This is a genomic window from Streptomyces sp. NPDC030799, assembly GCF_055572255.1.
The window spans coordinates 39,366-63,342 of record NZ_JBVIDS010000012.1; the positions used below are offsets into that span (position 1 = coordinate 39,366).

The window sequence follows — 23,977 nt, forward strand, 5'->3', positions numbered from 1 at the left end:
ACGACCACGGTACGCAGCGTGACTGTCCGGGTCATTGGCGTGGCCGTACGGCTCGTACGTCAGGAGGGGCGAGGGTGGAGGACGAGGAGGCCGAGGCCGTACTCAAGGCGGTCGGGCGGCAGATCAAGGTGTGGCGGGAGTCCGTCGGGATGCGGCAGGCCGAGCTGGGGACCGCGATCGGGTACAGCGAGGAGATGGTGTCCTCGGTGGAGCGTGGGCGCCGGCTCCCCAAGCCGGACTTTCTCGACAAGGCCGATGAAGTACTGCATGCGGACGGGAAGTTGTCCGCGATGAAGGAGGACGTGGAGAAGGCTCGGTATCCGAAGAACGTCCGGGACCTGGCCAAGCTGGAGGACGAGGCCGTCGAGATGGGGGCTTACGTCAGCTCTCACATCCATGGCTTGTTGCAGACGGCTGAGTACGCCCAGGCGGTGTACACGCTGCGGCGTCCGTCGTACACGGAGGACGAGATCGAGCGGCTCGTCGCAGCGCGCATGGCACGGAAGTCAGTCTTCGCCAGGGTGCCGCGCCCGCTGATCACGTTCGTTCAGGAGGAGGTGACCCTGCGAAGGCCCGTCGGGGGCAAGGGCGTTCTACGTCGGCAGCTGGAACACCTCTTGGACGTGGGCAAGTTGCCGCATGTCGAGATCCAGGTGATGCCTACGGACCGGCAGGATCACGCCGGGCTGAGCGGACCCATCCGACTGCTGAAACTCCGGAACGGCAAGACACTGGGACACTTGGAAGTCCAGTTGCACAGCAGAGTGATCAGCGACCCCCGGGAAGTACAGATCCTCGACATGCGCTATGGAATGATCCGAGCACAGGCTCTCCCGCCCCGGGAGTCGATGGCGTTCATCGAGAAAGTGCTGGGAGACGAAGCATGACCACCTCCACGCTGACGTGGTTCAAGAGCAGCTACAGCAGCGCTGACGGCCCTGACTGCGTCGAAGTAGCCATAACCCCCGCCACCATCCACATCCGCGACTCCAAGAACAAGGAAGGCGCCCGACTCACCTTCAGGGACGCCGCCTGGACGGAGTTCCTGGCCTTCACTGCTGATCGCTGACGGCGGCCAGCGCCCTGCCGTGCCACTCCAGGATCCACTCGTCGTGCGGTGACAAGGACTTCGCTCTGTCCAGGGCGGCCAGCGCCGCATCGGGGGACCCCAGTTCGAGCAGGATGATCCCCCGTCGGCACTCCGCCCAGGGGTACTCCGGCCTCAGCCGGACCGCGCGGTCCAGGTCGGCCAGACCCTCCCGGTGGCGGCCGAGGTTGGCCAGCGACACGCCCCGGCTCGCGTACGCCGACGCGTACTCGGGGTCGAGGGCGAGCGCGCGGTCGTAGTCGGCGAGGGCTTCCTCGTCGCGCCCGGCCACGCGGAGGGCGTCACCTCGTTCGCAGCGGCCCCAGGCCCAGTCCGGCTGGAGGGCGAGGGCACGGTCGAGGTCGGCGAGCTGACGGGCGGGCTCGGCGCGGGCGCGCCATACGCGGGCCCGGCGGGCGAGCGCCCAGGCGTAGTCCGGGTTGAGTTCCAGGGCCTGGTTCAGATCTTCGAGGGCGCTGTCGAGTTCCCCCCGGGCGAGGCGGGTGGCGCCTCGGGAGGCCCAGGCGAAGTCGCCGGCCGGGTCGAGCCGGATCGCCTCGTCCAGGTGCCGGATCGCCTCGTCGTGGTCGCGCAGCATGCGGTGGTACTCGCCGCGCACCGCGTGACTCCACGGGTCGTCCGGTGCGAGCGCCACGGCCCGTTCCATGTCCGCGAGTGCAGACCGGTAGTCCCCCAGCTCGCCGTGGGCCAGGGCCCGGCCGCGGTAGGCCCGCGCCAGCCCGGAATCCAGAGCGATGGCACTCGCGAATGCGGTCAGGGCCTCGTCGTACGCCCCGCCGCGCCGCAGCGCGGCGCCCCGTACCGCATGGGCGAGCGCCCGGTCCGGCTCGTCGAGCGCCGCCCGGTGCAGCAGCAGCCCGAGTGCGGCGGCCACTCCGCCGTTCCCCAGGGCCTCCGTCAGCTCGCCGCCCCAGCGAGCCACGGACCCCGAGTCGGCATCCTCGCCCGCGTCCGCGAGGGCCCGCGCCCACCGCTGGGCCGTGGCGTCACCGGCGGCGCAGGCATGGACGAACTCCCGCAGCGCCCCCGGCAACGCCTCCCGGTCCCCCGCGCACAGCCGGTGATAGCACTCGGCCAGCCGCAGCTCCCGCCACTCCTCGTCCGCCCACAGCTCCTCGGTGTCCCGCGCCCCTTCGAGTTGACCCCGCCACTGCCCGAACGCTCCCGCCAGCCGCCGCTGCAGCTCCCCCCATCCCCGGGGCGACCGTGCCCGCTGCAGCCGCAGCATCGGCGCCCGTACGACGTCGTGGTACCGGAGTCCGCCGCCGCGCCCGTCGACGAACGGCAGGCCGCTCAACCAGCCGTACAGCGCGTCAAGTTCCGCCTCCTCGCAGTCCACCACGGCCCGGAACACGTCCGCGTCGAGCCGCCGGGGCACCGCGCAGGCCAGGGCCACCCCCCGGCGCACCGGATCCCGCTCCCACTTCAGGAACCGCTCCACGGCGTCCGCACTCGGATCCCCCACGTCGCCGGGATCGGCGGGTCTGGCCTCCGCGAGGGTGGAGACGAGCACCGGCAGCCCGCCCGTCAGCCGCAGGACCTCCGCGACCACCTGCTCGTCCCGCACGCCCCGGTCGGCCAGCAGTCCCCGGGCCTCCGCCTCCGTGAACGGCCCGAGCGGCACGTGCGTCACGAAGTCGGCGAAGCCGCCCCAGCGAGCCGTGTCGAAAGGGCCTTGGCCGGCCGTGACCACGACCACGTTGGCGGGCAGCGCCCCGTGCCGGTCCGTCGTCATCAGCTCGTGCAGCCAGCTGTCGACGAACGGCCCGATCCTTTCGTACGTGTCGAAGAACAGGACGATCCACGGCACCGAGGCCGCCACCGGGGCCAACTCGTCGAGCAGTCCGGGTGTCAGCTCACGCTCGGGTGACAGCACCAGCTGCACGTCGTCCTGATTGCCGAAGCGGGCGCTGAGACCCCGCCGCAACCTCTCGGCGTACCGTGACAGTTGAGCCGGGTCGACCGCGCCCACGAAGGGTCCCGCTCCCGGCACCATGCTCAGGCCGGCCAGCCCCGCCCGTACCGCCGTCGCCGTCACCGCCGACGGGCTCTCCGGCTCCGGCTCCAGCCCGGCCATCACCACCTCGGCCTCGTGCCGCCGTTCCCGGTACATGACCAACGCCTTTTCGAGCTTCTTGAACTCCCGGCCCTGTCGGCGGAACTCACGACTGATCGACGCCATCGCCTCCGGCACGCTCCCCGCGCCCTCGTCGACGTACGCCGTCAGCGCGCCCCGCTCCCGCGCGATCTGTTCCAGCTCCCGGACCAGGAACGTCTTTCCGACACCCGCGTTGCCGTGCACATGAAAAAGGAAGCGGTGGCGTTCGTCCTCGGGGGGTACGTCCAAGTTGGCGCGGAAGGCCGCCCGTTCATCACTGCGTCCGACGAACCCGGCCCGTCTGCGCCGTCCGATCAGCTCCTGCATCGACGGCCGTGCCTGCGCCATGCGTACGCCTTTCCCCCGAAGCCGGACTCTTCATTCTGGCGCAATGCCCACGCGATATCCGGGCCCTGGGCAGGGGAGAATTCAGCCATGACCACCACCCCCACGCGTCGCACCGGCCTCACGCTCGCCGCCGGTGTGCTCACCGGCATACTCGCCCTCTACATCGCCCTCGTCGCCCTCGGGAACATCACCGACTTCGGGACGAACCAGCAGTTCGTCCGGCATGTGCTGGCGATGGACACGACCTTCAAGGACGAGGACCTGATGTGGCGGGCGATCACCAGCACAGCCCTTCAGGACACCGCGTACGTCCTGATCATCGTGTGGGAGACGGTGGCCGCCCTGGTCCTGGTCTGGGGCACGTACCTCTGGGCCCGGCGGAAGGACGACGACCTCGCGCGGCGTGTCTCCACCTACGGGCTGCTGATGCTGTTGCTGCTGTTCGGCGCCGGGTTCATCGCGATCGGCGGTGAGTGGTTCTCGATGTGGCAGTCCAAGACCTGGAACGGGCTGGACGCGGCGACCCGCGTCTTCCTGCTCGCCGGAGTCGCCCTGATCGTCAACCAGCTGCCCGCCCGCCGGGAAGACGCTATTTGACGACCGCCACCGCGGTGCCCTGGTCGCCGAAGGACCACAGCGCGGCTCCGTCCGCCTTGTGCATACGGATCCCGCCCAGCTTCTTGCCGTCCGCCGGGGGCGGCGAGGAGCCGTCCAGGGCGTTGGAGAAGGCTATGTTCACGCCGGACACGATCGTGACGTACATGACGTGCTCGATCTCCACGCCGTCCGAGCCCTTGATGGACTGGGTGCGCTTGATGATCGAGTAGCGGCCGGGCTGCGGGTTCACCGTGCCCGGCCACACCGTGAACGTCCGGGTCGCCTTGCCCGTCGCGTCGACCAGCCACACCCGCTTCTCGCCGAGCGAGTACACGATCCGGCGGCCCTCGCCCGACCCGTCCGGCAGCGCGGGCGGGGGCGTGGCGTGCGGCGCGGCGGAGCCGTGCGCGCTCGCCGACGCGGACGGGCTCGGCTCGGCCACGGCGGCCGTGGGATGCGGCCCGTGGTCCGCCTGTACGGCGAGCGCGACGACGACCGCGGTCGCGCCTGCCGTCAGACCGGTGACCCAGGCCCACGAGGGCAGTCGGGCAGCCACGGGTACGCATCTCCTCCGCTACGGGGCCCCTCGTCAGGTCGGGGGTCGGATCATCGTACTCAGTCCAGGACCGGCAGCAGTTCCGGCAGGTGGCCGTCGGAGGCCTCCGCCGCCCGCTGCCGTTCCCGGGGCACCTCGCCGTAGAGCGTGGTGCGCGGCTTGGCCGGACGGCCGGCCGCCTCGGCCACGGCGACCAGGTCGCGGACCGACTTGTACGAGCCGTACGACGAGCCCGCCATGCGGGAGATCGTTTCCTCCATGAGGGTGCCGCCCAGGTCGTTCGCGCCGGAGCGGAGCATCTCCGCCGCGCCCTCCGTGCCCAATTTGACCCAACTCGTCTGGATATTGGGGATCCAGGGGTGCAGGAGGAGGCGGGCCATCGCCGTCACCGCCCTGTTGTCCCGCGTCGTCGGGCCCGGCCTGGCGATACCCGCCAGGTACACCGGGGCGTTGGTGTGGATGAACGGGAGCGTCACGAACTCGGTGAAGCCGCCCGTCTCGCGCTGGATGCGGGCCAGCGTGCGCAGGTGGCCGAGCCAGTGGCGCGGCTGGTCGACATGGCCGTACATCATCGTCGAGGAGGAGCGGATGCCCAGCTCGTGCGCGGTCGTGATCACCTCGATCCAGGTGGACGTCGGCAGCTTGCCCTTGGTCAGCACCCAGCGGACCTCGTCGTCCAGGATCTCCGCCGCCGTACCCGGGATGGTGTCCAGGCCGGACTCCTTGGCCGCCGTGAGCCACTCGCGCACGGACAGGCCGGTGCGGGTCGCGCCGTTCACCACCTCCATCGGCGAGAAGGCGTGCACGTGCATCCCGGGGACGCGGGACTTCACCGCCTTCGCGATGTCGAAGTACGCCGTGCCGGGCAGGTCGGGGTGGATGCCGCCCTGCATGCAGACCTCGACCGCACCCACGTCCCAGGCCTGCTGGGCGCGGTCCGCGACCTGTTCGAGGGAGAGGCTGTACGCGTCCGCGTCCGTCCTGCGCTGCGCGAAGGCACAGAAGCGGCACCCCGTGTAGCAGACGTTGGTGAAGTTGATGTTGCGGGTGACGATGTACGTCACGTCGTCGCCGACCGCCGCCCGGCGCACGTCGTCGGCCACCTGGCACAGCGCGTCCAGCGCCGGGCCGTCCGCGTGCAGCAGGGCCAGCGCCTCGGCGTCGGTCAGCTTCGTCGGGTCGCCGGCCGCGGTGCGCAGCGCCTGCCGCACGTCCGTGTCGATGCGCTCCGGCGCCATACCGGGCGCGGCGGCCTCGCGCAGCGCCTCCCAGTCGCCGTACACCTCGTCGAAGTCGTCACGCCGGTCGGCGGTGCGGCCCTCGGTGTCGATCGTGCGGTGCAGGTCCGTTCGGCCGGTCGGTACGAAGGACTCCTCCGGCTCCTGCCACGGGCGGCCCTGGACCGGCGCGTCCGGGAGGGCGAGGCCCGTCTCCGGGTCGGCCAGCGCGCTCACGTGCGGGCGCAGCCGCGGGTCCAGCCAGGGTTCGCCGCGGCGCACGAACTCCGGGTAGACGCAGAGGCGTTCGCGCAGTTCGAAGCCTGCTGCGGCCGACTTCGCGGCCAGCTCCTCGATCTGCGGCCAGGGGCGCTCGGGGTTGACATGGTCGATGGTCAGGGGCGACACCCCGCCCCAGTCGTCGATACCGGCGCCGATCAGGCGTTCGTACTCGGAGTCGACCAGGTTCGGCGGTGCCTGGAGACAGGCGGACGGGCCCATGATGTGCCGGGCCACGGCCACCGTGGCGACCAGGTCGTCCAGTTCGGCATCCGGCATGCCGCGCATCGCCGTGTCCGGCTTGGCGCGGAAGTTCTGGATGATCAGCTCCTGGATGCCGTGGTAGGCCCGGGAGACCTTGCGGAGCGCGAAGAGGGACTCGGCCCTCTCCTCGTACGTCTCACCGATGCCGATGAGGAGTCCGGAGGTGAAGGGCACCGAGGAGCGGCCCGCGTCCTCCAACACCCGCAGCCGTACCGCCGGTTCCTTGTCCGGAGAGCCGTGGTGGGGGCCGCCGGGCTCGGACCACAGCCGGGTCGCGGTCGTCTCCAGCATCATGCCCATGGAGGGGGCCACGGGCTTGAGGCGCTGGAAGTCCGTCCAGGTCATGACGCCCGGGTTGAGGTGGGGCAGCAGCCCCGTCTCCTCCAGGATCCGGATGGAGACGGCACGGACGTAGGCGATCGTGTCGTCGTAGCCGTGCGCGTCCAGCCACTCGCGCGCTTCCGGCCAGCGGTCCTCGGGCTTGTCGCCCAGGGTGATCAGGGCTTCCTTGCAGCCGAGGGCGGCACCCTTGCGGGCGACGTCCAGCACCTCGTCCGGGGACATGAACATCCCGTGACCGGCCCGGCGCAGCTTGCCGGGGACGGTGACGAAGGTGCAGTAGTGGCACTTGTCCCGGCACAGCCGGGTGAGGGGGATGAAGACGCTCTTCGAGTACGTGATGACGCCGGGACGTCCCGCCTGTTCGAGACCCGCGTCCCGCACCCGGGCGGCGGACGCGGCGAGATCGGTCAGGTCCTCACCGCGGGCCTGGAGCAGCACCGCCGTCTCGGAGACGTCGAGGGCGACGCCGTCCCGGGCGCGTTTGAGGGCGCGACGCATGGAGTTCTCGGTCGGGCCGGGTCCGGGGGTCGCGGAAGTCGTCATTCTTTGAGCATACGTTCGGCTTGATCAGGCCGGAGAGGACCCGCCCGGCCCTGTTCCCGCTCGCCGGGGAACGCCTCTCAGTGGCAGGCCAGCCATCCGATGCCGGCGGCGACGGTGAGGCCGGCGGCGGTCAGGGCGGCGGGCCGGTGGCGGTTCAGCGCGTAGCCGACCAGTACGGCGGCGAGCAGGACGACGACCGTGCCGACCGTGGCGCGCAGCGGCCCCTGGCTGTAGCCGTATTCGTTGAAGTGCACTGCCATCCACGCGAGCCAGACGATTCTTCTCATGACAGCAGAGTCTTCCTGGCCGGGCGCTCACCACGGTCGGCACCCCCCTGGGTGATGCACCGTGGCCCTGAACGTCGCGCACATGACACATTGTGGAGTGCCAATCGGCTCCTCTTTCACGTGAGTTCACGCTCGGACGGGAGAGTGACCACCATGGGTGAAGACACGCACGATCAGGCTCACGGCATCGGCAGACGCGCACTGTTCGTGACGGGCGCCGCCGCTGCCCTTACGTTGGGAGGCGTGAGCTTCGCAGCGGCGGACGGTCAGCGCGAGGAGACCCGGACGGTGCACGGCACCCTGCCACCCGGCTCCCCCGACTTCGTGTACGTACCGGTCGAAGTCCCCGCCGGTGTACAGGAGGTCAAGGTCTCCTACACCTACGACAAGCCCTCGGTCCCGGCCGGCACCCAGGGCAACGCACTCGACATCGGCCTCTTCGACGAGCGCGGCACCGAGCTGGGCGGCCGGGGATTCCGGGGCTGGTCGGGCGGCGCGCGCACGGAGTTCTACGTCCGCGCCGACGACGCGACACCGGGCTACCTCCCCGGCCCGGTACGGGAGGGCACCTGGTACGTCGCGCTGGGCCCCTACACGGTGGCGCCGCAGGGCCTGACGTACGAGCTGACGATCACGCTGACCTACGGCGAGGCGGGCCGGACCCCGCGGCCGGTGTATCCGCCCTCCCGGGCGAAGGGGCGGGGCCGGGCCTGGTACCGGGGGGACTGCCATCTGCACTCCTGGCACTCCGACGGCCGCCGCACCCCGGCCGAGATCGCGGCTCTCGCGCGCGCGGCGGGCCTGGACTTCATCAACTCCTCGGACCACAACACGAACTCCTCGCACGCCCACTGGGCGGACCAGGCCGGCGACGACCTGCTGGTCATGCTCGGCGAGGAGGTCACCACCCGGAACGGCCATGTGGTGGCACTCGGCACCGATCCCGGCACGTTCGTGGACTGGCGCTACCGGGCCCGGGACAACCGCTGGGCCCGCTTCGCGCGGGAGATCCGCCGCGCCGGCGGCCTGGTCGTCCCCGCCCACCCGCACGCCACCTGCGTCGGCTGCGGCTGGAAGTTCGGCTTCGGCGAGGCGGACGCCGTCGAGGTGTGGAACGGCTCCTACACCCCGGACGACGAGGTGACGCTGGCCGACTGGGACAACCAGCTCGTCGCCTCCGTGCGGCACGGGCGGGCCTGGCTGCCGGCGATGGGCAACAGCGACGCCCACCGCGACCCCGACACGGTCGGCATGCCCCAGACGGTCGTCCTCGCCGACGACCTGACCCGGGAGGCGATCCAGGAAGGGATCCGCGCGGGACGCTCGTACGTGGCCGAGTCGAAGAACGTGACCCTCGCCTTCACGGTGACGGGCGGGCGCGGGCGGCAGGCGGGCATCGGCGAACGGCTGGCGCTGGCCGCCGACACCCCCGTGACCGTCCGGCTGGAGGTCGCGGGCGCCCCGCGCTGCTCGGTGCGCTTCGTCACCGACCAGGGTGTGCTGTTCACCAGCGATCCGCTGCCGGTGTCGGGCACGGGCACGGTCGAGTGGCGTACGACCCCCGCCTGCGCGGCGTACGTGCGCGCCGAGCTGCGGCACGAGGCGGCCCTCGGGCCGCTGCCGGGGGCGTTGGCCGCCCTCACCAACCCGGTCTTCCTCACGGTTGCCTGATCTGCCCGGCCGCCCATTCGGCCCACTCCCGCCGCATCGCGTTGAAGCGCAGGCCGTACTCCAGCGCGATGCGGCCGTAGACCGAGAGGTTGTCGTCGTCCCAGTCGACGGAGTCGACGAGCTGCCGCAACCGCTCGTGCCCCTCCCGGGACATCTCGATCAGGTCGGTCAGATAGGCGCGCGCCTGCTCGGGCCGCAGCACGCCGAGGAAGAAGACGCGCAGCAGGATGTCGCTGCGGGTGTTGCGCTGGGGTGCGACCTCCGTCAGCCAGTGGCGCAGCTCCGCCATGCCCTCGTCCGTGATCGCGTACTCCTTGCGGCCGCGCGGGCCCTCGGCGGCCACCGTGATCAGCCCGGCCCCCGCCAGTCTGGTGAGCTCGGTGTAGATCTGGCTCTGCGTCGCCGGCCAGACGTTGGCCAGCGAGGTCTCGAAGGTCTTCAGCAGGTCGTAGCCGCTGGCGGAGCGCTCCGAGAGCAGGCCGAGCAGTGCGTGTCTGAGGCTCATGTCCCCCACTTTACCTTCCACTGTTGACATGTCGAGTGCTGACCTTCTACTTTTGACATGTCGAGACCGAAACCCAAACGTACCGGGGGAACCAATGTCGTACCTGCGCACCTTCCTGCCGTGGATAGTCTTCGCCGTCATCCCTTCGGGGAGCTGGCAGTGGGGCGCCCTGGCCGCCCTGCTGGTGTCCGTGGCGCTCATCGCCCAGCAGAAGCAGCAAGGCACCGGTTTCGACGCCCTCGTCATCGAATGCGGCTCGGCGGTCTTCTTCGCGGCGCTCGCGGCCATCGCCTTCGCCGACCCGCACTCGGGCGTCCACGACTACTCCGCCGCCCTCTCCTCCGGCACCCTCGCCGTGATCGCCGGGGTGTCGCTGGCCGCCGGCCGGCCCTTCACCCTGGGCATCGCCAAGCGCACCACGCCGCGCGAGCTGTGGACACTGAAGCCGTTCATCCGGATCAACACGGTCATCACCGCCGTCTGGACCGCCGCGTTCGCCGTGACCGCGGTCGTCCTCGCCCTGCTGGACCACTCCGGACACGCCCACTCCACGCCCGCGACCCTCGTCCAGATCGCCGGCTTCGCCGTCCCGATGGTCTTCACCGTCCGCTACGTCGCCCACGCCCAGGCGAAGGCCCAGGCCGCCGGTCAGGTGGCCCGGTGAACACCGCCCCGAAGCACCTCTCCGGCAACTACGCCCCGGTCACCGAGGAACTCACCGCCCACGACCTGCCGGTGACCGGCACCATCCCGCCCGAGCTGACCGGCTGGTACCTGCGCAACGGCCCGAACCCGGCCGACGCCGCCTCCGGCCACTGGTTCTTCGGCGACGGCATGATCCACGGAGTGCGCCTGGAGGGCGGACGGGCCGTCTCCTACCGCAACCGCTGGGTCCGCACCAGCCGCCTCACCGACGGGGCGCGGACCTACGACCAGCAGGGCCGGCGCGACCTCACCGCCGGCCCCGCCAACACCCATGTGGTGCGGCACGCGGGGCGCACCCTCGCCCTGGTCGAGACCGCCCTGCCCTACGAGCTGACCTGCGACCTGGACACCAAGGGCCCGTACGACTTCGACGGCCGCCTCACCACCGCGATGACCGCCCACCCGAAGACCTGCCCGGCCACCGGCGAACTGCACTTCTTCGGCTACGGCATGCTGGAGCCCACCCACCTCACCTACCACCGTGCCGACGCGACCGGGGAGTTGACCCTCAGCAGGCCGATCGAGGTGCCCGGGCCGACCATGCTGCACGACTTCGCGCTCACCGCCGGACACGTCGTCTTCATGGACCTGCCGGTCGTCTTCGACGTCGAACTGGCCCTGAGCGGCGGCACTATGCCGTACCGCTGGGACGACGGGTACGGCGCCCGGCTCGGCCTGCTGCGCCGCGCCGACCCGCACGGCGAGGTCCGCTGGTTCCCCGTCGACCCCTGCTACGTCTTCCACGTCCTCAACGCCCACGACGCCCCGGACGGCACCGTCGTGCTGCACGTGATGCGCTACCCGGAGATGTGGCGGCGCGACCCGGACGGCGGTACGCGGCCGCAGCAGGCCGTGCTGTGGAAGTGGACCGTCGACCCGGCGGCCGGCACGGTGCGTGAGGAGCAGTGCGACGACCGGCCGGGCGAGTTCCCGCGCGTCGACGACCGGCTGACCGGCCTCGCCGCCGGACACGGGCACATGACGAGCGGCACCTCACTGGTCCGCTACGACCTGTCCTCCGGGGCCGTGACGGCACACGACTTCGGTCCCGGCCGCACCCCCGGGGAGGCCGCCTTCGCCCCCGCCGACGACACACCGGGCGGGCCCGGCCGGCTCGTCACCTACGTCCACGACGCCGCCACCGACCGCAGCGACCTGGTCGTCCTGGACGCCGACGACCTCACGGCCCCTCCGGTCGCCACGATCGGCCTGCCGGCCCGGGTGCCGTTCGGCTTCCACGGCAACTGGCTGGCGGACGCTTAGGCGCTGCCCCGGCGGGCGGTGCGGCGCAGAGCGATGATCTCGGCCACCGCCTCCAGCCAGCGGGCGGACCGCTCCTCGGCCTGCGGGGTGGTCGCGGTCTGCGCGGCGCCGGTCAGCCACTCGCGCAGCAGCCCGGCGGGCTCCGCGGACGGCAGCGGCTCGGGCAGGGCGGCCGCGTAGGCCAGGCCGCCGGAGCGGACGATCGCGGCGACGAACACCAGCGAGCGCGGCAGCACGCCGAGGCGGTCGAGGGTGACCGCCGCGGCGATGGCACCGTCCCCGAACAGGGTCGTGCGGAAGGCCTCCTGGGTCAGGCCGTAGCGCAGCAGCAGGGCGACGTCGGTGGCGGCCAGGACCTCGTCGTCGGTGCGGGAGTCGGGCGCAGGGGGCATGGGGGCCTCGGTTCCGGTCCGGGTCAGCGGACCGTGATCGTGAAGACGTAGAAGCCGGCGCCGACGTGGGCGTGCGGGACGGCGGTCAGGGTGGGGTACGGGGACGGGGACGCCGTACCGCCGGGGGTGGGGCCCAGGGTGGACCGGTCGTGGGGGCCGGGGCCGGTGCACGTGTTCAGGGGGCAGTGCAGCAGCCGTACCGTGGTCCTGCCCTTCGCCCGGGCGGTGAAGTCGAAGGACTGGGTACCGCCGGTGCTGCCGACGAGGTCGCTGCCGTCGCCGGACTCCCGCACCCCGCGGTACTTCAGCACGGCCGCGTCCGGATGGGGGCCGGCGAGGTACCAGTGCTCGCCCAGGGTCGCGGCCGACGGGACGGTGAGGGAGAACCGTCTGCCCGGCTCCACGGTGACGGTCCGGTGATCGATGCCGTACGCGGCACCGTCGGCCGTGCCGGTCGTGGCCGGTGTGCCGGATGTCGCCGTCACGTGGGGCGTGCCGGTGCCGGTGCCGCCGGTCCCGCTCTCCTTCCCGCAGCCGGTGAGGGCGAGCAGGCCGACGAGTACGGCCGGGCCGAGGAGTGGTGCGCGTGAAGTCATGGCCGGTGTCCGGTTCCTCGGTCTCTCAGTTCTGCGGCAGGTGCACGGCGTACGCGTTCGGCAGCCGGTTGTCGCTGGCCTTCGCCATGCCGCCGTTGACGAAGTCGTCCTCGCTGACCCAGGTGGTCTTCCCCCACGGGTTGTAGATCTCCAGCTTGTCGCCCTCCTGGCCGACGATCATCATGGAGTGCCCGTGCCGTGTGCCGTCCGCTTCGTACCCCTCGGCGTCGAAGGGCACCGGCTTGCCGTCCGCCACCGCCTTCTCGATGTCCGGCAGGAGGGTGCGGCGGGAGTCCGCGTCCCGTACCTCGTGCAGTTCGTAGGAGCTTCCGGTCTCCGGGCTGATCTCCTTGTTGGAGATCTGCTCCTGGCCCTGCAGGTCCATGCCGTTCCAGTTGGCACCGCCATGGCCCTCCATGTGCATCCGGTGCTGTTCGGCTATGAGGCGCTGCCGGAAGGCCGCCGGGTCGTCCTCCTGCCCGCCGGGGCCGCCGGTGAGCGAGAGGGCGTAGACGGGATCGACCATGGCGCGCGCGGTGACCGTGGTGGAGGCGACACAGGTGCCCTCCTGTCCGTCGCCGCCCTGGGCCCACTCCTGGCCGTCGAAGCCCTGCAGTTCGGTGTTGAGGTTGGCGCCGCTGACGGGGTCCGTCCCCTCGTCCTTGAGGCTGTCCGCCCCGGTGACGATCGGCGACAGGTGCCGCTGCAGCCAGGCCGGGTCCTTGCCGTGGATCTTGCCGTCGAACGTCTGGATGTCATCGACGCCGTGACCCGCGGCGAGGGCCTTCATCAGGTACGCCTTCTCCTGCGGGGACTTCGCGCCCGCGAGGAGCCGGTCCATCCGGGCCCGGTCGGCCGGCGAGAGCCGGTCCATGGCCCGGCCGGAACGCTCCAGGTCGTTCGCGGTGAGGATCTCGTTGTAGTCGGCCGCGCCGGCCTTGCCGCTGGTGTCGGCGAGCATCAGCCGGTCCACCGCGGACAGCCGGCCGGTGTGCATCTTCCCGGCGCGCGCCTCGGCCGCCCACTTGTTCAGGTCGCGGGCCGCGGCGCGCACGGCGTCGTCCGCGGCGACGGCGGCCCTGTGCATCAGCTCGACCCCGTCGGCGGCGAGGGTGCGGCCCGCGGCGAGGACCGCCTTCTTCTCGGCCTTCTCCTCGTCGGTCTCGATCATCCTGCCGACGTCGAAGAAGCTGTCGGGCGGGCCGAGCTTCTGCTTGGCCTGCTGCAACTTGGCGCGGCCGTCGGCGTCCTGTTTCTTCGCGGTGCCGAGCGCGTCGGCCAGCGCGTGCAGCGCCTTGGCGCCGCCCTGGAACGCCTCGGACATCCTGGTCGCGGCGCGGGCGGCGGCGGCCACGCCGTCGGAGGCGAGGACGCTGGTGTCACCGACCCAGACCTCCGGCAGACCCTTGTGGGCCACCTTGTTCACCCGGCCGTGCACATCGCCGGCGTGGTGGACCTGGTCGCGGTAGCGCTTGCCGAGCGATTCGAGCGTGGCCGTGTCGCCGACCGGTGCGCAGACGAGGAGCGCGTCGTCGATCTGGTCCAGCAGGTCGTTCTTGTCCGCGGCCTTGGGGATGCTCGTGCACAGGCCGGCCAGCCACGAGCGGCGGCCGGCCGGGGTCTCCAGGGCGCCCAGCGGGTTCAGGTCGAAAAGTCCCATCGGCCCGGCCTCAGTACGTCGTCAGGGCCGACGGGCGGTCGGCGTGCACGGGCATCGTGGTGACCACGCCGGCTCCGGCGGGCGTCGGCATGGTGGCGGGATTCGGGCCGGTGGCAGGCGTCGGCATGGTGGTGACGTACGCGTTCCCCACAGGAGTCGGCATGGTGGTGATTCCGCTCCCGATGCCCGCCCCGTCGGTGGACACGGCCGCGGCGCGCGTCGCCACGGCGTGGTCGGAGCCGCCGTACGCACTCTTGGCGAGGCGCACTTTGTCCGCGAGTTCGTGCAGTGCCGACTCCAGCGTGGCCGCGTCCTCCAGCCAGGCCGCGGCGAACGCGTTGAACGCCGCCGCCGACTCGGCACCGCCCAGGGCGTCCTGCGTGTAACACGCGTCGGTGACGATCGCCTTGTGTATGTGTCCCGCGTCGTCGCCGGCGCCGTCCAGTTCGTTCGCCTGGCCGGAGATGCCGGACCTGACCGTGTAACCGTCCGAAGACGCGCCCATCACGCTCCCCCGTTTGCGCCGGCTCATGTCCGCGGGGGAGGCTAACACGCGTACGGAGTACGACCTTCCACACATCACAGGCCGCGCACGAGGCCGACACAGCATCCACGCGGGGCGCCCTGCGCGCCCGGCGGAGCAGGAGAGCGAGAGACATGGCAGGCCGCAGCGATCTCAAACACCGGCTCGTGACCCGCTTCCAGCGGTACGTCGCCAACCCGCTGAACCGGCGGCTGCCGTTCCAGACCCTCCTGGAGACCACCGGCCGCACCTCGGGCCTGCCCCGGCAGACGCCGGTCGGCGGGCGCCGGGTCGGGGAATCCTTCTGGCTGGTCTCCGAGTTCGGCCCCAAGTCGCAGTACGTGCGCAACATCCAGGCGGACCCCAGGGTGCGCGTCCGCATCGCCGGCCGCTGGCACCACGGCACCGCGCACCTCCTGCCCGACGACGACCCGGTGGCCCGCCTGCGCTCCCTGCCCCGCTTCAACAGCGCGGCGGTACGGGCCTTCGGCACGGACCTGCTGACAGTGCGGGTGGACCTGCTGGACTGACGGAGGCCACACTGCGCGGGTGAAGCTCACCACCACCCCCTCCGCCGTCGAACCCGCCCGGGACTTCCCGGAGTTGGTGCCGCACGCCCGCCCGGCCGTCCGCCTGCATCCGCGCCGCGGCACACCCGGCCCGCGTGACAGCCACATCGGCGGTCCGGTGCTGTGGCCGGCCGCCGAACCGTGGCCGGAGTGCGCCGGCCACAAGGACGTGAACGGCAGGGCGTACACGCTCCCGATGGCCGTGGTCGCCCAGTTCACCGCGGCCGACTTCCCGGAGATCCGCTTCCCCGACGGCACGGACCTCGTCCAGCTCCTGTGGTGCCCCGACTGGCACGACCAGCCGCACCCGGACGGCTGGGGCCAGGCCTGCCGGCTCTTCTGGCGCCGGGCCGCCGAGGTCACCGACCCGCCGGCCGAGCAGCCGGATCCCGGGGAACACGGGGAGTACGACGACATGATCCCGCGCGCATGCGTCCTGCACCCCGAGCGGGTCACGGACTACCCCGGTGAGGAGGAACTCCCGGCCGGCCTCGGCGAGCGCTTCGAGGCCTGGCTGGCGGACCGCGGCCTGACCGACGACCTCACCACCGTCCCCGGCTACAAGCTCGGCGGCTTCCTGGACTGGTGCACGACCGGCCTGCCGGCCGCCCTGGAGTGCGGCGAGTGCCGGGCGCCGCTGGAGCTGTTCCTGCAGTGCGACACATACGAGTACTACCTCGGCAGCTGGGCCCCGGACAGCGCACCGGACCGCTTCCGGCCGCTGGAGGAACGCCATCTGAAGACGGGTGACGAGGCCGGTGACGCATCCCGGGAGCCGGTCGGCATGACCGTCGGCCGCGGGAGCCACGCAGGACTGTTCGTGTGCTCGGCCGACCCCCGCCACCCGGCGTCGTTCTTCACCCAGTGAGGGTGCCGCCCCCTCACCCCGGCCACACGATCGCCTGCACCTCGCTGTACGCGTGCAGGGCGTAGGAGCCCACGTCGCGACCGACGCCGCTCTTCTTGAAACCGCCGAACGGGGCCTCCATGTTGCGGCCCACGGTGTTGATGCCGACGCCGCCGGCCCGCAGCTGCCGGGCCACCCGGAAGGCGCGGGCCACATCACCGGACCAGACGTAGTCGATGAGGCCGTAGTCGGAGTCGTTGGCCAGGGCCACACCTTCGTCCTCGTCGTCGAAGGGCACGACCACGACGACCGGCCCGAAGATCTCCTCCCGGGCCACCCGCATGTCGTTGGTGCAGTCGGCGAGCAGAGTGGGCGCCACGTAGAAGCCGCGGTCGAGCGGAGGCCGTTCACCGCCCGCGACCACGGACGCGCCCTCCTTCCGGCCGAGTTCGACGTACGACTCGACCCGCGCCCGGTGCTCCGCCGAGATCACCGGCCCGACGACCGTGTCCGGCCCACGCGGGTCCCCGACCTTCAACCGGCGTGCGTATCCGGCGAGTTGCTCGACCAGCCGCTCGTACACCCCGCGCTGGGCCAGCACCCGCGTCGGTGCCGTGCAGATCTGCCCGCTGTAGAAGGAGAAGGTGGTGCCGATGCCGGCGACGGCCGAGCCGAGGTCGGCGTCGTCGAACACGACCGCCGCTCCCTTGCCGCCCAGCTCCATCAGCTGCCGTTTCATGTCCCGCCCGCACACCTCGGCGATACGCCGGCCGACGGCCGTGGACCCGGTGAAACTGACCATGTCGACGGCGTCGGACCCGACCGCCGCCTCGCCCACGGCCACCTCCCGCCCGGAGACCACGTTCACCACGCCCGGCGGCGCCCCGGCCTCCTGGAGCGCCTCGGCCATCCGGTACACGGACAGCGGATCCTGCGGCGCGGGCTTGACGACCACCGTGTTGCCCATGGCCAGGGCGGGCGCGATCTTGCCGGCCGGGTTGGCCCAGGGGTTGTTGTAGGAGGTGATGCAGCTGACGACCCCGACGGGCTGCCGTACCGCCAGGGCCCCCGTCACCCCGGCCCTCCCCATCGGACCGGCGTCGTTGATCTGCGGTGCTATGGCCCACTCGGCGGGCTCCACGCTCGCGTACCGGCGGAAGCGGGCGGCGGCCACCCCGACCTGCATCGCCCGGGCGGTCCCCGTGGTCGCGCCGGTCTCGGCCCGGGCCAGCTCGGCGTACGGCTCCAGCCGGCCCCGGATGAGACCCGCCGCCCGCGCCAGTACCTTCGCCCGTTCCTCCGGCCGGGTCCGCGACCACGCCCCGAACGCCTCCCGGGCCGCCGCGCAGGCCGCCCGCGCCTGCTCCGGCGAGGCCTCCGGCGCCCAGCCGACCCTCTCCTCGGTGGCCGGGTCGGTCACCGGGTAGTACCCGCCGTCGGGTTCGACCCACTCCCCGCCGACGAACAACGGCTGCCCGTCGGTCACCGCGTACTCACCGTCCGGGTGTCGGCCCCCGACCGCAGCACCTTCCCCGGTACGGCCCCCGTCACCACGTCGTCCCGGATCGCCTCGACCCCGTTGACCCACACGGCCCGCACCCCGATCGCCGTGGAGTCCAGGCGGGGACTGTCACCGGGCAGGTCGTGCACCAGCCGGGCCGGTCCGGCGTCGATCCGCTCGGGATCGAACAGGACGAGATCCGCGTGCCAGCCCTCCCGGACCCGCCCCCGCTCGCGCAGCCCGAACAGCCGCGCCGGGTCGTCGGTCAGCATCTTCACCGCGTGCTCCAGCCCGACCAGCCTCCGGCCGCGCAGACAGTCCCCGAGGAACCGGGTGGTGTACGGCGCCCCGCACATCCGGTCCAGGTGCGCCCCCGCGTCGGAGCCGCCGAGCAGCACGTCCTCGTGCTGCCAGGTCTCGGCGCGCAGCGCCCAGGAGGCCGGGTCGTTGTCGGCGGGCATCGGCCACAGCACCGTACGCAGCTCGTCGTGCGCGCAGATCTCCACCAGGCAGGCGAAGGGGTCCAGCCCCCGCTCCTCGGCGATGTCCCCGACGACCCGGCCGGTCAGGCCGCGGTTGGCCGCGCTGTAGGTGTCCCCGATGACGTACCGGCCGAAGTCCGCCAGCCGCCGGAAGACACCCGCCTCCTTCGACCGGGCCCGCCGCAGCATCTCCTCCCGGACGGCGGGGTCCCGCAGCCTGGCGATCCGCTCCGGCACCGGCAGCCCGAGGACCGGCCCCCAGCCCGGGATCAGGTTGAGCGCGCAGAACGTGCCCAGGGACATGTTCATCGGCGTGAGGATCGGCATGGTGAGCGCCACCACCCGCCCGCCGGCCTTCCGGGCCCGCTCACTGGCGCCGAGCTGCCGTGGCACCCGTTCGGGTACGGCCGCGTCGACGGTGAGCACGTTCCAGTTCAACGGCCGTCCGGCCGCCGCGCTCATCTCCACGAGCAGATCGATCTCGTCGTCGCTGAACTGGTCCAGGCACCCGGCGACGATCGCCTCGATCTGCGTGCCCTCGTGCTCACCGACGGCGCGGGAGAGCGCCAGCAGCTCCTCGGGCCTCGCATGCCGGGAGGCGACGGGCTGCCCGTCCCCGTCGGAGTGCGTACTGGACTGCGTGGTGGACAGGCCCCAGGCCCCGGCGTCCATGGCCTCGCGCAGCAGCCCCACCATCGCGCCGAGCTGCTCCTCGGAGGGCTGCCCCCCGACCGCCTCGGGCCCCATCACATACCGCCGCAGGGCACAGTGCCCGACCATGAAGCCGGCGTTGACGGCGATCCGCCCCTCCAGGGCGTCCAGATACTCCCCGAAGGAATGCCAGCTCCAGGGCGCCCCCTCCTCCAGCGCCAGCAGGGACATCCCCTCCACCTTGGACATCATCCGCCGGGTGTAGTCGGCGTCCTCGGGGCGGGACGGATTGAGCGGCGCGAGGGTGAACCCGCAGTTCCCGGCGGCGACCGTCGTCACCCCGTGATTGAGGGAGGGCGTGGCGTACGGGTCCCAGAAGAGCTGGGCGTCGTAGTGGGTGTGGGGGTCGACGAATCCGGGGGTGAGGACGAGCCCGGAGGCGTCCTCGGTGGTGCGGGCGTCTTCGCCGACATCGCCGATGACGGCGATACGGCCGCCCCGGATGCCGACGTCGGCGGTGTAGCGGGGCGCTCCGGTGCCATCCACCACGGTGGCACCCTTGATGACGTGATCAAGCATGGGGCCTCCTTTTCCACTGGGTAGCTGCAATGCCCCAGGGGCGCGGGGCTGTGCGGATATGCGGCTCCGCCGCGTGGGCGCGACCGGCCACATCGCACCCGCACCCCGCAACGGCGATCACGAGGCAGCCCGGAACCGGGACGTCCGGTGCACGGGATCCGTGTCGATCTTGGGAATCACTTGCTCCCCGATCAGCCGGATCGTCTGCAGCGTCTCCTCCTTCGGCACCCCCACCGGCAGCCCGAAGCTCAGCTGATCGGCGCCCGCCTGCTCCCACCGCTTGCACTGCCGCAGCACCTCGTCCGGATCCCCGCAGATCAGCAGCTCCTCCTCGACCAGCAGTTCCACGAACTCCGGCGTGTACGGGGGCAGCGTCTCCGGCCACACGGGGAAGCCCTCGGGCCTCGGGAAGGTGTCGTGGTACCGGAACACCAGCGAGGGCAGATAGTGCAGCCCCCCGTGCACGGCGATGTCGATCGCCTCGGCGTGGGTGGGCGCACAGATCGCGGTGGTCGTCACCATCACGTTGTCGTTCACGAAGTCCCCGACGGGTTCCGCGTTCACGATCGCCGTCTTGTACTGCTCCAGCACCCATTCCATGTCGGAGACCTTCTGGATGCTGAAGCCGAGCACGCCGAGCCCCTTCTTCGCGGCCATGGCGTACGACGGCGGTGATCCGGCCGCGTACCACATGGCCGGGTGGGACTTCCCGTACGGCTTCGGCAGGACCTTGCGCGGCGGCAGCTGCCAGTGCTTGCCCTGGAAGCCGGGGTACTCGTCCTGGAGCCACATCTTCGGGAACTCGGCGATGGTCTCCTCCCAGATCTCCTTGGTGTGGTTCATATCGGTCACACCCGGTATGAACCCCAGGATCTCGTGGCTGCCGGCGCCCCGCCCGCTGCCGAACTCGAAGCGCCCCTCGCTGAGGTGGTCCAGCATGGCGACCTTCTCGGCGACCTTCACGGGGTGGTTGACCTGGGCCAGGGGGTTGAAGATCCCGGACCCGAGGTGGATCCGCTCGGTCGCGTGGGCCAGGTACCCCAGGAACACGTCGTTGGCCGACAGGTGCGAGTACTCCTCCAGGAAGTGGTGCTCGGAGGCCCACGCGTACTTGAAGCCGGACTTGTCCGCCTGGATGACGTACTCGGTCTCCTCCATCAGCGCCTTGTGCTCGGCCAGCGGGTCGGTCTCGGCGCGCTTGCCCACGTATCCCTGTACAAAGAGCCCGAATTCCAAGGCGGTTCACCTTCCCCAGTTTTCTGACGCTCCGTCAGATCGAACCTGTTGGCCGACTGTCGCACCGAGGGCGAGGGCCGTCAATAGCTGACGGTGAGTCAGATGACGGACACCCCCGCCAGCCATCCACCGTCGATCACGAACGGCTGCCCGGTGATGTACGACGAGTCCTCCGAGGTGAGGAAGAGCGCCAGCCGCGCCACCTCCTCCGGCTGCCCGACCCGCCCGAGCGGTACGAGCTTGCGGTACAGCTCGTCCAGCGCCCGGCTCATCTCCGCCGGATCGGCGTCCGGGTCCAGCCGGGCCGGATTGGACATCGGGGTGTCGATGGCGCCCGGACAGATGGCGTTGACCCGGATCCTCCGGGCCGCCAGCTCCAGCGCGGCCACCCGGGTCAGCCCCAGCACGGCATGCTTCGTGGCGGCGTAGGTCCCGACGGCCGCCATACCGGTCAGGGCCGTGTACGACGCGGTGTTCACGATCGTGCCCCCGTCGGCCATCTCCGGCGCCACCGCCTTCATCCCCAGGAAACAGCCGACCTGGTTGACCTGCACGACCTGCATGAACTCGTCCAGCGGGGTGTCCACCAGGGCGTTGAACCGCAGGATGCCCGCGTTGTTCACCAGCCCGTCGATCCGCCCGTACGCCTCTTTGACGACCCCGACGGCCTCCCGCCACCCGTCCTCGTCGCCCACGTCGAGATGGACGTACAACGCGCCTGTCTCCTCGGCCAGGGCCTTCCCCCGGTCGTCCAGCACATCGGCGACGACCACCCGCGCGCCCTCCGCCCGGAAGAGCCGCGCCTCCTGCTCGCCCTGTCCGCGCGCCGCCCCGGTGATGATGACGACCCGCCCGTCCAGCTTGCCCATGGCATCCTCCTCATGTGAGCCGGGGTGCGACCTCCGCCCCGAACAGCCCGATCTGCTCGATGAGTTCGGCGCGGCTCCGGCTGCGGAACCGCACCTGGATCCGGTCCACGCCCATCGCCGGATACGCCCGCAGCGACTCGGCGATCTCCTCCGGCGCCCCGGCGAGGGTCCGCCGCCCGACCTCCCAGCCGGGCCGCCCGACGTACAGCGGCTCGGCGATGGCGCCGACGGTGAACGGCCCCTCGATGCCGTGGTCCGCGCGCAGCTGCCGTATCCGCTCGATCTGCGCGGGCAGCCGCTCCCGCGGATCCCCCTGGGGCAGCCAGCCGTCCCCCTTCAGCGCGGCCCGGCGTACGGCGGCGGGCGAGGAGCCGCCGACCCAGAGGGGGACGTATGGCTGCGCGGGCCGGGGCCGCTGGCCGAGCCCGGCGAAGTCGTAGGTCTTCCCGTGGTGCTCGGGGAACTCCTCCGCTCCCAGGGCGGCCCGCAGCGCGTCGATCACCTCGTCCAGCACGGCCCCGCGCCGCTCGAAGTCCACCCCGAGCGCCTCGAACTCCTCCCGCACATGCCCCGCCCCCACCCCGAGGATCAGCCGGCCGCCGGAGAGGTGGTCGAGGGTGGCGTACTGCTTGGCGGTGAGCAGCGGGTGCCGCAGCCCCACGACGGCCACATGGCTGAGCAGCCGGACGCGCTCGGTCACGGCGGCGAGGTGGGCGAGAGTGGCGACGGGGTCGTACCAGACCGTGCTCATGGCGGGGGCGAGCCGGCGCGGGACGCCCACGTGATCGCAGCAGGCGAGGTAGTCGAACCCGGCGCTGTCCACCGCCCGCGCGACGGCCACCAGGTCCTTCGGACCGGCCCCGGCCTCCCAGCCTTCCGCGAACAGGGTGCTCTGCGCCTGAACGGGCAGCTGGATGCCGTACGCCGGGGCGCTCACCGCCACAGGCCCTGCGGGGTGAGGCCCAGCAGCTCGATGGCGTTCCCCCGTACGATCCGCTCGACCACGTCCGCCGCCAGATGCCCCATCTGGGCCTCGCCGACCTCGCGGGACTTCGGCCAGGTGGAGTCGGAGTGCGGGTAGTCGGTCTCGTACAGGACGTTGCCGACTCCGATGGCGTCCAGGTTCCTGAGCCCGAAGGCGTCGTCGAAGAAGCAGCCGTAGACATGCCCGGCGAACAGTTCGGACGGCGGCCGGCGGACCTTGTCGGCGACGCCGCCCCACCCCCGGTTCTCCTCCCACACCACGTCCGCGCGCTCAAGGATGTACGGGATCCACCCGATCTGCCCCTCGGCGTACATGACCTTGAGCTGCGGGAACCGCTCGAACTTGCCGCTCATCAACCAGTCCACCATCGAGAAGCAGCAGTTGGCGAAGGTGATGGTGGAGCCCACGGCGGGCGGTGCGTCGGCCGAGGTGGAGGGCATACGGCTGCTGGAGCCGATGTGCATGGCGACGACCGTGCCGGTCTCGTCGCAGGCGGCGAGGAACGGGTCCCAGTCGTCGGTGTGGACGGACGGCAGGCCGAGGTGCGGGGGTATCTCGGAGAACGCGACGGCCCGCACCCCCCGCGCCGCGTTCCGCCGGACCTCCTGGGCGGCCAGCCCGGCGTCCCAGAGGGGAATGAGGGTGAGCGGTAGGAGCCGGCCGTGCGCGTCCGGCCCGCACCACTCCTCCACCATCCAGTCGTTGTAGGCACGGACGCAGAGCAGCGCGAGCTCCTTGTCCCGCGCTTCCGTGAAGGTCTGCCCGCAGAAGCGGGGGAAGGTGGGGAAGCAGAGGGCGGACTGGACGTGGTTGACGTCCATGTCGGCGAGCCGGGCGGGCACGTCGTACGACCCGGCCCGCATCTGCTCGTACGTGATGACCTCCAGTCTGACCTCGTCCCGGTCGCACCCGACGGCGGTGTCGAGGCGGGTGAGGGGCCGCCGCAGATCTTCATAGACCCACCAGTCTCCGAGGGGCCCCTCGGTGCTGCCGGGTTCGCCCATGACGGGCTTGAAGCGCCCGCCGAGGAAGGTCATCTCCTTCAGCGGAGCGCGCACGATCCGGGGCCCGACGTCCCGGTACTTCCTCGGCAACCGGTCCTGCCACACACCGGCGGGCTCCACGGTGTGGTCGTCGACGGAGATGATCAGCGGGAACTGTGTGGTCTCCATGAGCCTCACCGTAGCGCCGATCTGACGGTCCGTCAGCTACTGTGTCCGCACCCCGGGACTGCGAAGAGCGTGTGAGGGCTTTGTGGACTGAGCCGCGCCACCCCACGAACGGCGTCTCCCCCGGCTGACGGA

Annotated in this window: 23 protein-coding genes; 8 read left to right on the forward strand and 15 right to left on the reverse strand. The window is 71.6% G+C overall.

From position 1 onward, the window contains the following. Positions 1-74: 74 nt before the first annotated feature. Both ACZ41I_RS28070 and ACZ41I_RS28075 read left to right on the forward strand, forming a co-directional pair. Complete coding sequence (locus tag ACZ41I_RS28070; RefSeq protein WP_468320361.1) at positions 75-887, forward strand: helix-turn-helix domain-containing protein; 813 nt, start codon at positions 75-77, stop codon at positions 885-887. Then, complete coding sequence (locus ACZ41I_RS28075; RefSeq protein ID WP_468320364.1) at positions 884-1,069, forward strand: DUF397 domain-containing protein; 186 nt, start codon at positions 884-886, stop codon at positions 1,067-1,069. The genes ACZ41I_RS28070 and ACZ41I_RS28075 overlap by 4 nt, the downstream gene beginning before the upstream one ends. On the opposite strand, the gene ACZ41I_RS28080 is transcribed toward ACZ41I_RS28075, so the two are convergent. Beyond that, complete coding sequence (locus ACZ41I_RS28080; RefSeq protein ID WP_468515375.1) at positions 1,053-3,554, reverse strand: tetratricopeptide repeat protein; 2,502 nt, start codon at positions 3,552-3,554, stop codon at positions 1,053-1,055. The genes ACZ41I_RS28075 and ACZ41I_RS28080 overlap by 17 nt on opposite strands. An 87-nt stretch (positions 3,555-3,641) precedes the next feature. Between ACZ41I_RS28080 and ACZ41I_RS28085 the strand changes: the two genes are divergently transcribed. Next, on the forward strand, positions 3,642-4,151 hold the full coding sequence (locus ACZ41I_RS28085; RefSeq protein WP_399776093.1) for a DUF2165 domain-containing protein: 510 nt from the start codon (positions 3,642-3,644) through the stop codon (positions 4,149-4,151). On the opposite strand, the gene ACZ41I_RS28090 is transcribed toward ACZ41I_RS28085, so the two are convergent. The 3 genes from ACZ41I_RS28090 to ACZ41I_RS28100 form a co-directional block, all read right to left on the reverse strand. Continuing rightward, the gene (locus ACZ41I_RS28090; protein WP_399776095.1) at positions 4,144-4,707 is read right to left on the reverse strand and encodes a hypothetical protein; all 564 of its coding nucleotides are present in this window, start codon (positions 4,705-4,707) and stop codon (positions 4,144-4,146) included. The genes ACZ41I_RS28085 and ACZ41I_RS28090 overlap by 8 nt on opposite strands. Positions 4,708-4,766: 59 nt before the next feature. Further along, entirely contained in the window at positions 4,767-7,352 is a 2,586-nt protein-coding gene (locus ACZ41I_RS28095; RefSeq protein ID WP_468515376.1) for a bifunctional FO biosynthesis protein CofGH, read from the reverse strand. Between the two features lie 77 nt (positions 7,353-7,429). Continuing rightward, positions 7,430-7,639, reverse strand: a complete 210-nt coding sequence (locus ACZ41I_RS28100) for a hypothetical protein (protein ID WP_399776099.1) — start codon at positions 7,637-7,639, stop codon at positions 7,430-7,432. A 153-nt stretch (positions 7,640-7,792) separates the two neighbouring features. On the opposite strand from ACZ41I_RS28100, the gene ACZ41I_RS28105 reads away from it, so the two are divergent. Then, positions 7,793-9,310 carry a CehA/McbA family metallohydrolase gene (locus tag ACZ41I_RS28105; protein WP_468515377.1) on the forward strand — a complete coding sequence of 506 codons (1,518 nt, stop codon included), beginning with the start codon at positions 7,793-7,795 and terminating at the stop codon, positions 9,308-9,310. On the opposite strand, the gene ACZ41I_RS28110 is transcribed toward ACZ41I_RS28105, so the two are convergent. Continuing rightward, the gene (locus ACZ41I_RS28110; RefSeq protein ID WP_363215209.1) at positions 9,297-9,815 is read right to left on the reverse strand and encodes a PadR family transcriptional regulator; all 519 of its coding nucleotides are present in this window, start codon (positions 9,813-9,815) and stop codon (positions 9,297-9,299) included. The genes ACZ41I_RS28105 and ACZ41I_RS28110 overlap by 14 nt on opposite strands. 94 nt (positions 9,816-9,909) lie before the next feature. Here ACZ41I_RS28110 and ACZ41I_RS28115 point away from each other — a divergent pair, with 94 nt between their 5' ends. Beyond that, entirely contained in the window at positions 9,910-10,479 is a 570-nt protein-coding gene (locus ACZ41I_RS28115) for a hypothetical protein (RefSeq protein ID WP_399776103.1), read from the forward strand. Next, positions 10,476-11,783, forward strand: a complete 1,308-nt coding sequence (locus ACZ41I_RS28120; RefSeq protein WP_468515378.1) for a carotenoid oxygenase family protein — start codon at positions 10,476-10,478, stop codon at positions 11,781-11,783. Before ACZ41I_RS28115 ends, ACZ41I_RS28120 begins: the two co-directional genes overlap by 4 nt. Here the strand turns inward: ACZ41I_RS28120 and ACZ41I_RS28125 are convergent. From ACZ41I_RS28125 to ACZ41I_RS28140, 4 genes are read right to left on the reverse strand one after another with little or no spacing between them, the layout of a single operon-like run. Beyond that, complete coding sequence (locus ACZ41I_RS28125; RefSeq protein ID WP_468515379.1) at positions 11,780-12,175, reverse strand: hypothetical protein; 396 nt, start codon at positions 12,173-12,175, stop codon at positions 11,780-11,782. The two genes, ACZ41I_RS28120 and ACZ41I_RS28125, sit on opposite strands and share 4 nt — an antisense overlap. Positions 12,176-12,198: 23 nt before the next feature. Further along, entirely contained in the window at positions 12,199-12,771 is a 573-nt protein-coding gene (locus ACZ41I_RS28130; RefSeq protein WP_468515380.1) for a protease inhibitor I42 family protein, read from the reverse strand. Positions 12,772-12,796: 25 nt separating this feature from the next. Continuing rightward, positions 12,797-14,431 carry a peptidoglycan-binding protein gene (locus ACZ41I_RS28135; RefSeq protein WP_468515381.1) on the reverse strand — a complete coding sequence of 545 codons (1,635 nt, stop codon included), beginning with the start codon at positions 14,429-14,431 and terminating at the stop codon, positions 12,797-12,799. A 10-nt stretch (positions 14,432-14,441) separates the two neighbouring features. Next, positions 14,442-14,936, reverse strand: coding sequence for a hypothetical protein (locus ACZ41I_RS28140; RefSeq protein WP_468515382.1), 495 nt, complete (start codon positions 14,934-14,936; stop codon positions 14,442-14,444). 152 nt (positions 14,937-15,088) lie between these two features. Between ACZ41I_RS28140 and ACZ41I_RS28145 the strand changes: the two genes are divergently transcribed. Continuing rightward, a complete protein-coding gene (locus ACZ41I_RS28145) occupies positions 15,089-15,484 on the forward strand; it encodes a nitroreductase/quinone reductase family protein (protein WP_399776113.1) in 396 nt (131 codons plus the stop codon). A 19-nt stretch (positions 15,485-15,503) separates the two neighbouring features. Further along, positions 15,504-16,391: a YwqG family protein gene (locus ACZ41I_RS28150; protein ID WP_468515383.1), complete on the forward strand. Its 888-nt coding sequence runs from the start codon at positions 15,504-15,506 to the stop codon at positions 16,389-16,391. Between the two features lie 13 nt (positions 16,392-16,404). Here the strand turns inward: ACZ41I_RS28150 and ACZ41I_RS28155 are convergent, their stop codons facing one another. The 6 genes from ACZ41I_RS28155 to ACZ41I_RS28180 all read right to left on the reverse strand — a co-directional run bounded on the left by ACZ41I_RS28155 (position 16,405) and on the right by ACZ41I_RS28180 (position 23,845). Beyond that, positions 16,405-17,856, reverse strand: coding sequence for an aldehyde dehydrogenase family protein (locus ACZ41I_RS28155; protein WP_468515384.1), 1,452 nt, complete (start codon positions 17,854-17,856; stop codon positions 16,405-16,407). Continuing rightward, positions 17,853-19,583 carry an amidohydrolase family protein gene (locus ACZ41I_RS28160; protein ID WP_399776119.1) on the reverse strand — a complete coding sequence of 577 codons (1,731 nt, stop codon included), beginning with the start codon at positions 19,581-19,583 and terminating at the stop codon, positions 17,853-17,855. The genes ACZ41I_RS28155 and ACZ41I_RS28160 overlap by 4 nt, the downstream gene beginning before the upstream one ends. A gap of 117 nt (positions 19,584-19,700) precedes the next feature. Then, entirely contained in the window at positions 19,701-20,819 is a 1,119-nt protein-coding gene (locus ACZ41I_RS28165; protein ID WP_363215198.1) for an LLM class flavin-dependent oxidoreductase, read from the reverse strand. Positions 20,820-20,917: 98 nt separating this feature from the next. Continuing rightward, on the reverse strand, positions 20,918-21,688 hold the full coding sequence (locus tag ACZ41I_RS28170; RefSeq protein WP_468320392.1) for an SDR family NAD(P)-dependent oxidoreductase: 771 nt from the start codon (positions 21,686-21,688) through the stop codon (positions 20,918-20,920). A 10-nt stretch (positions 21,689-21,698) separates the two neighbouring features. Next, positions 21,699-22,625, reverse strand: coding sequence for an LLM class F420-dependent oxidoreductase (locus tag ACZ41I_RS28175; protein WP_363215196.1), 927 nt, complete (start codon positions 22,623-22,625; stop codon positions 21,699-21,701). Continuing rightward, the gene (locus tag ACZ41I_RS28180; protein WP_399776126.1) at positions 22,622-23,845 is read right to left on the reverse strand and encodes an amidohydrolase family protein; all 1,224 of its coding nucleotides are present in this window, start codon (positions 23,843-23,845) and stop codon (positions 22,622-22,624) included. The genes ACZ41I_RS28175 and ACZ41I_RS28180 overlap by 4 nt, the downstream gene beginning before the upstream one ends. Between the last annotated feature and the right edge of the window lie 132 nt (positions 23,846-23,977).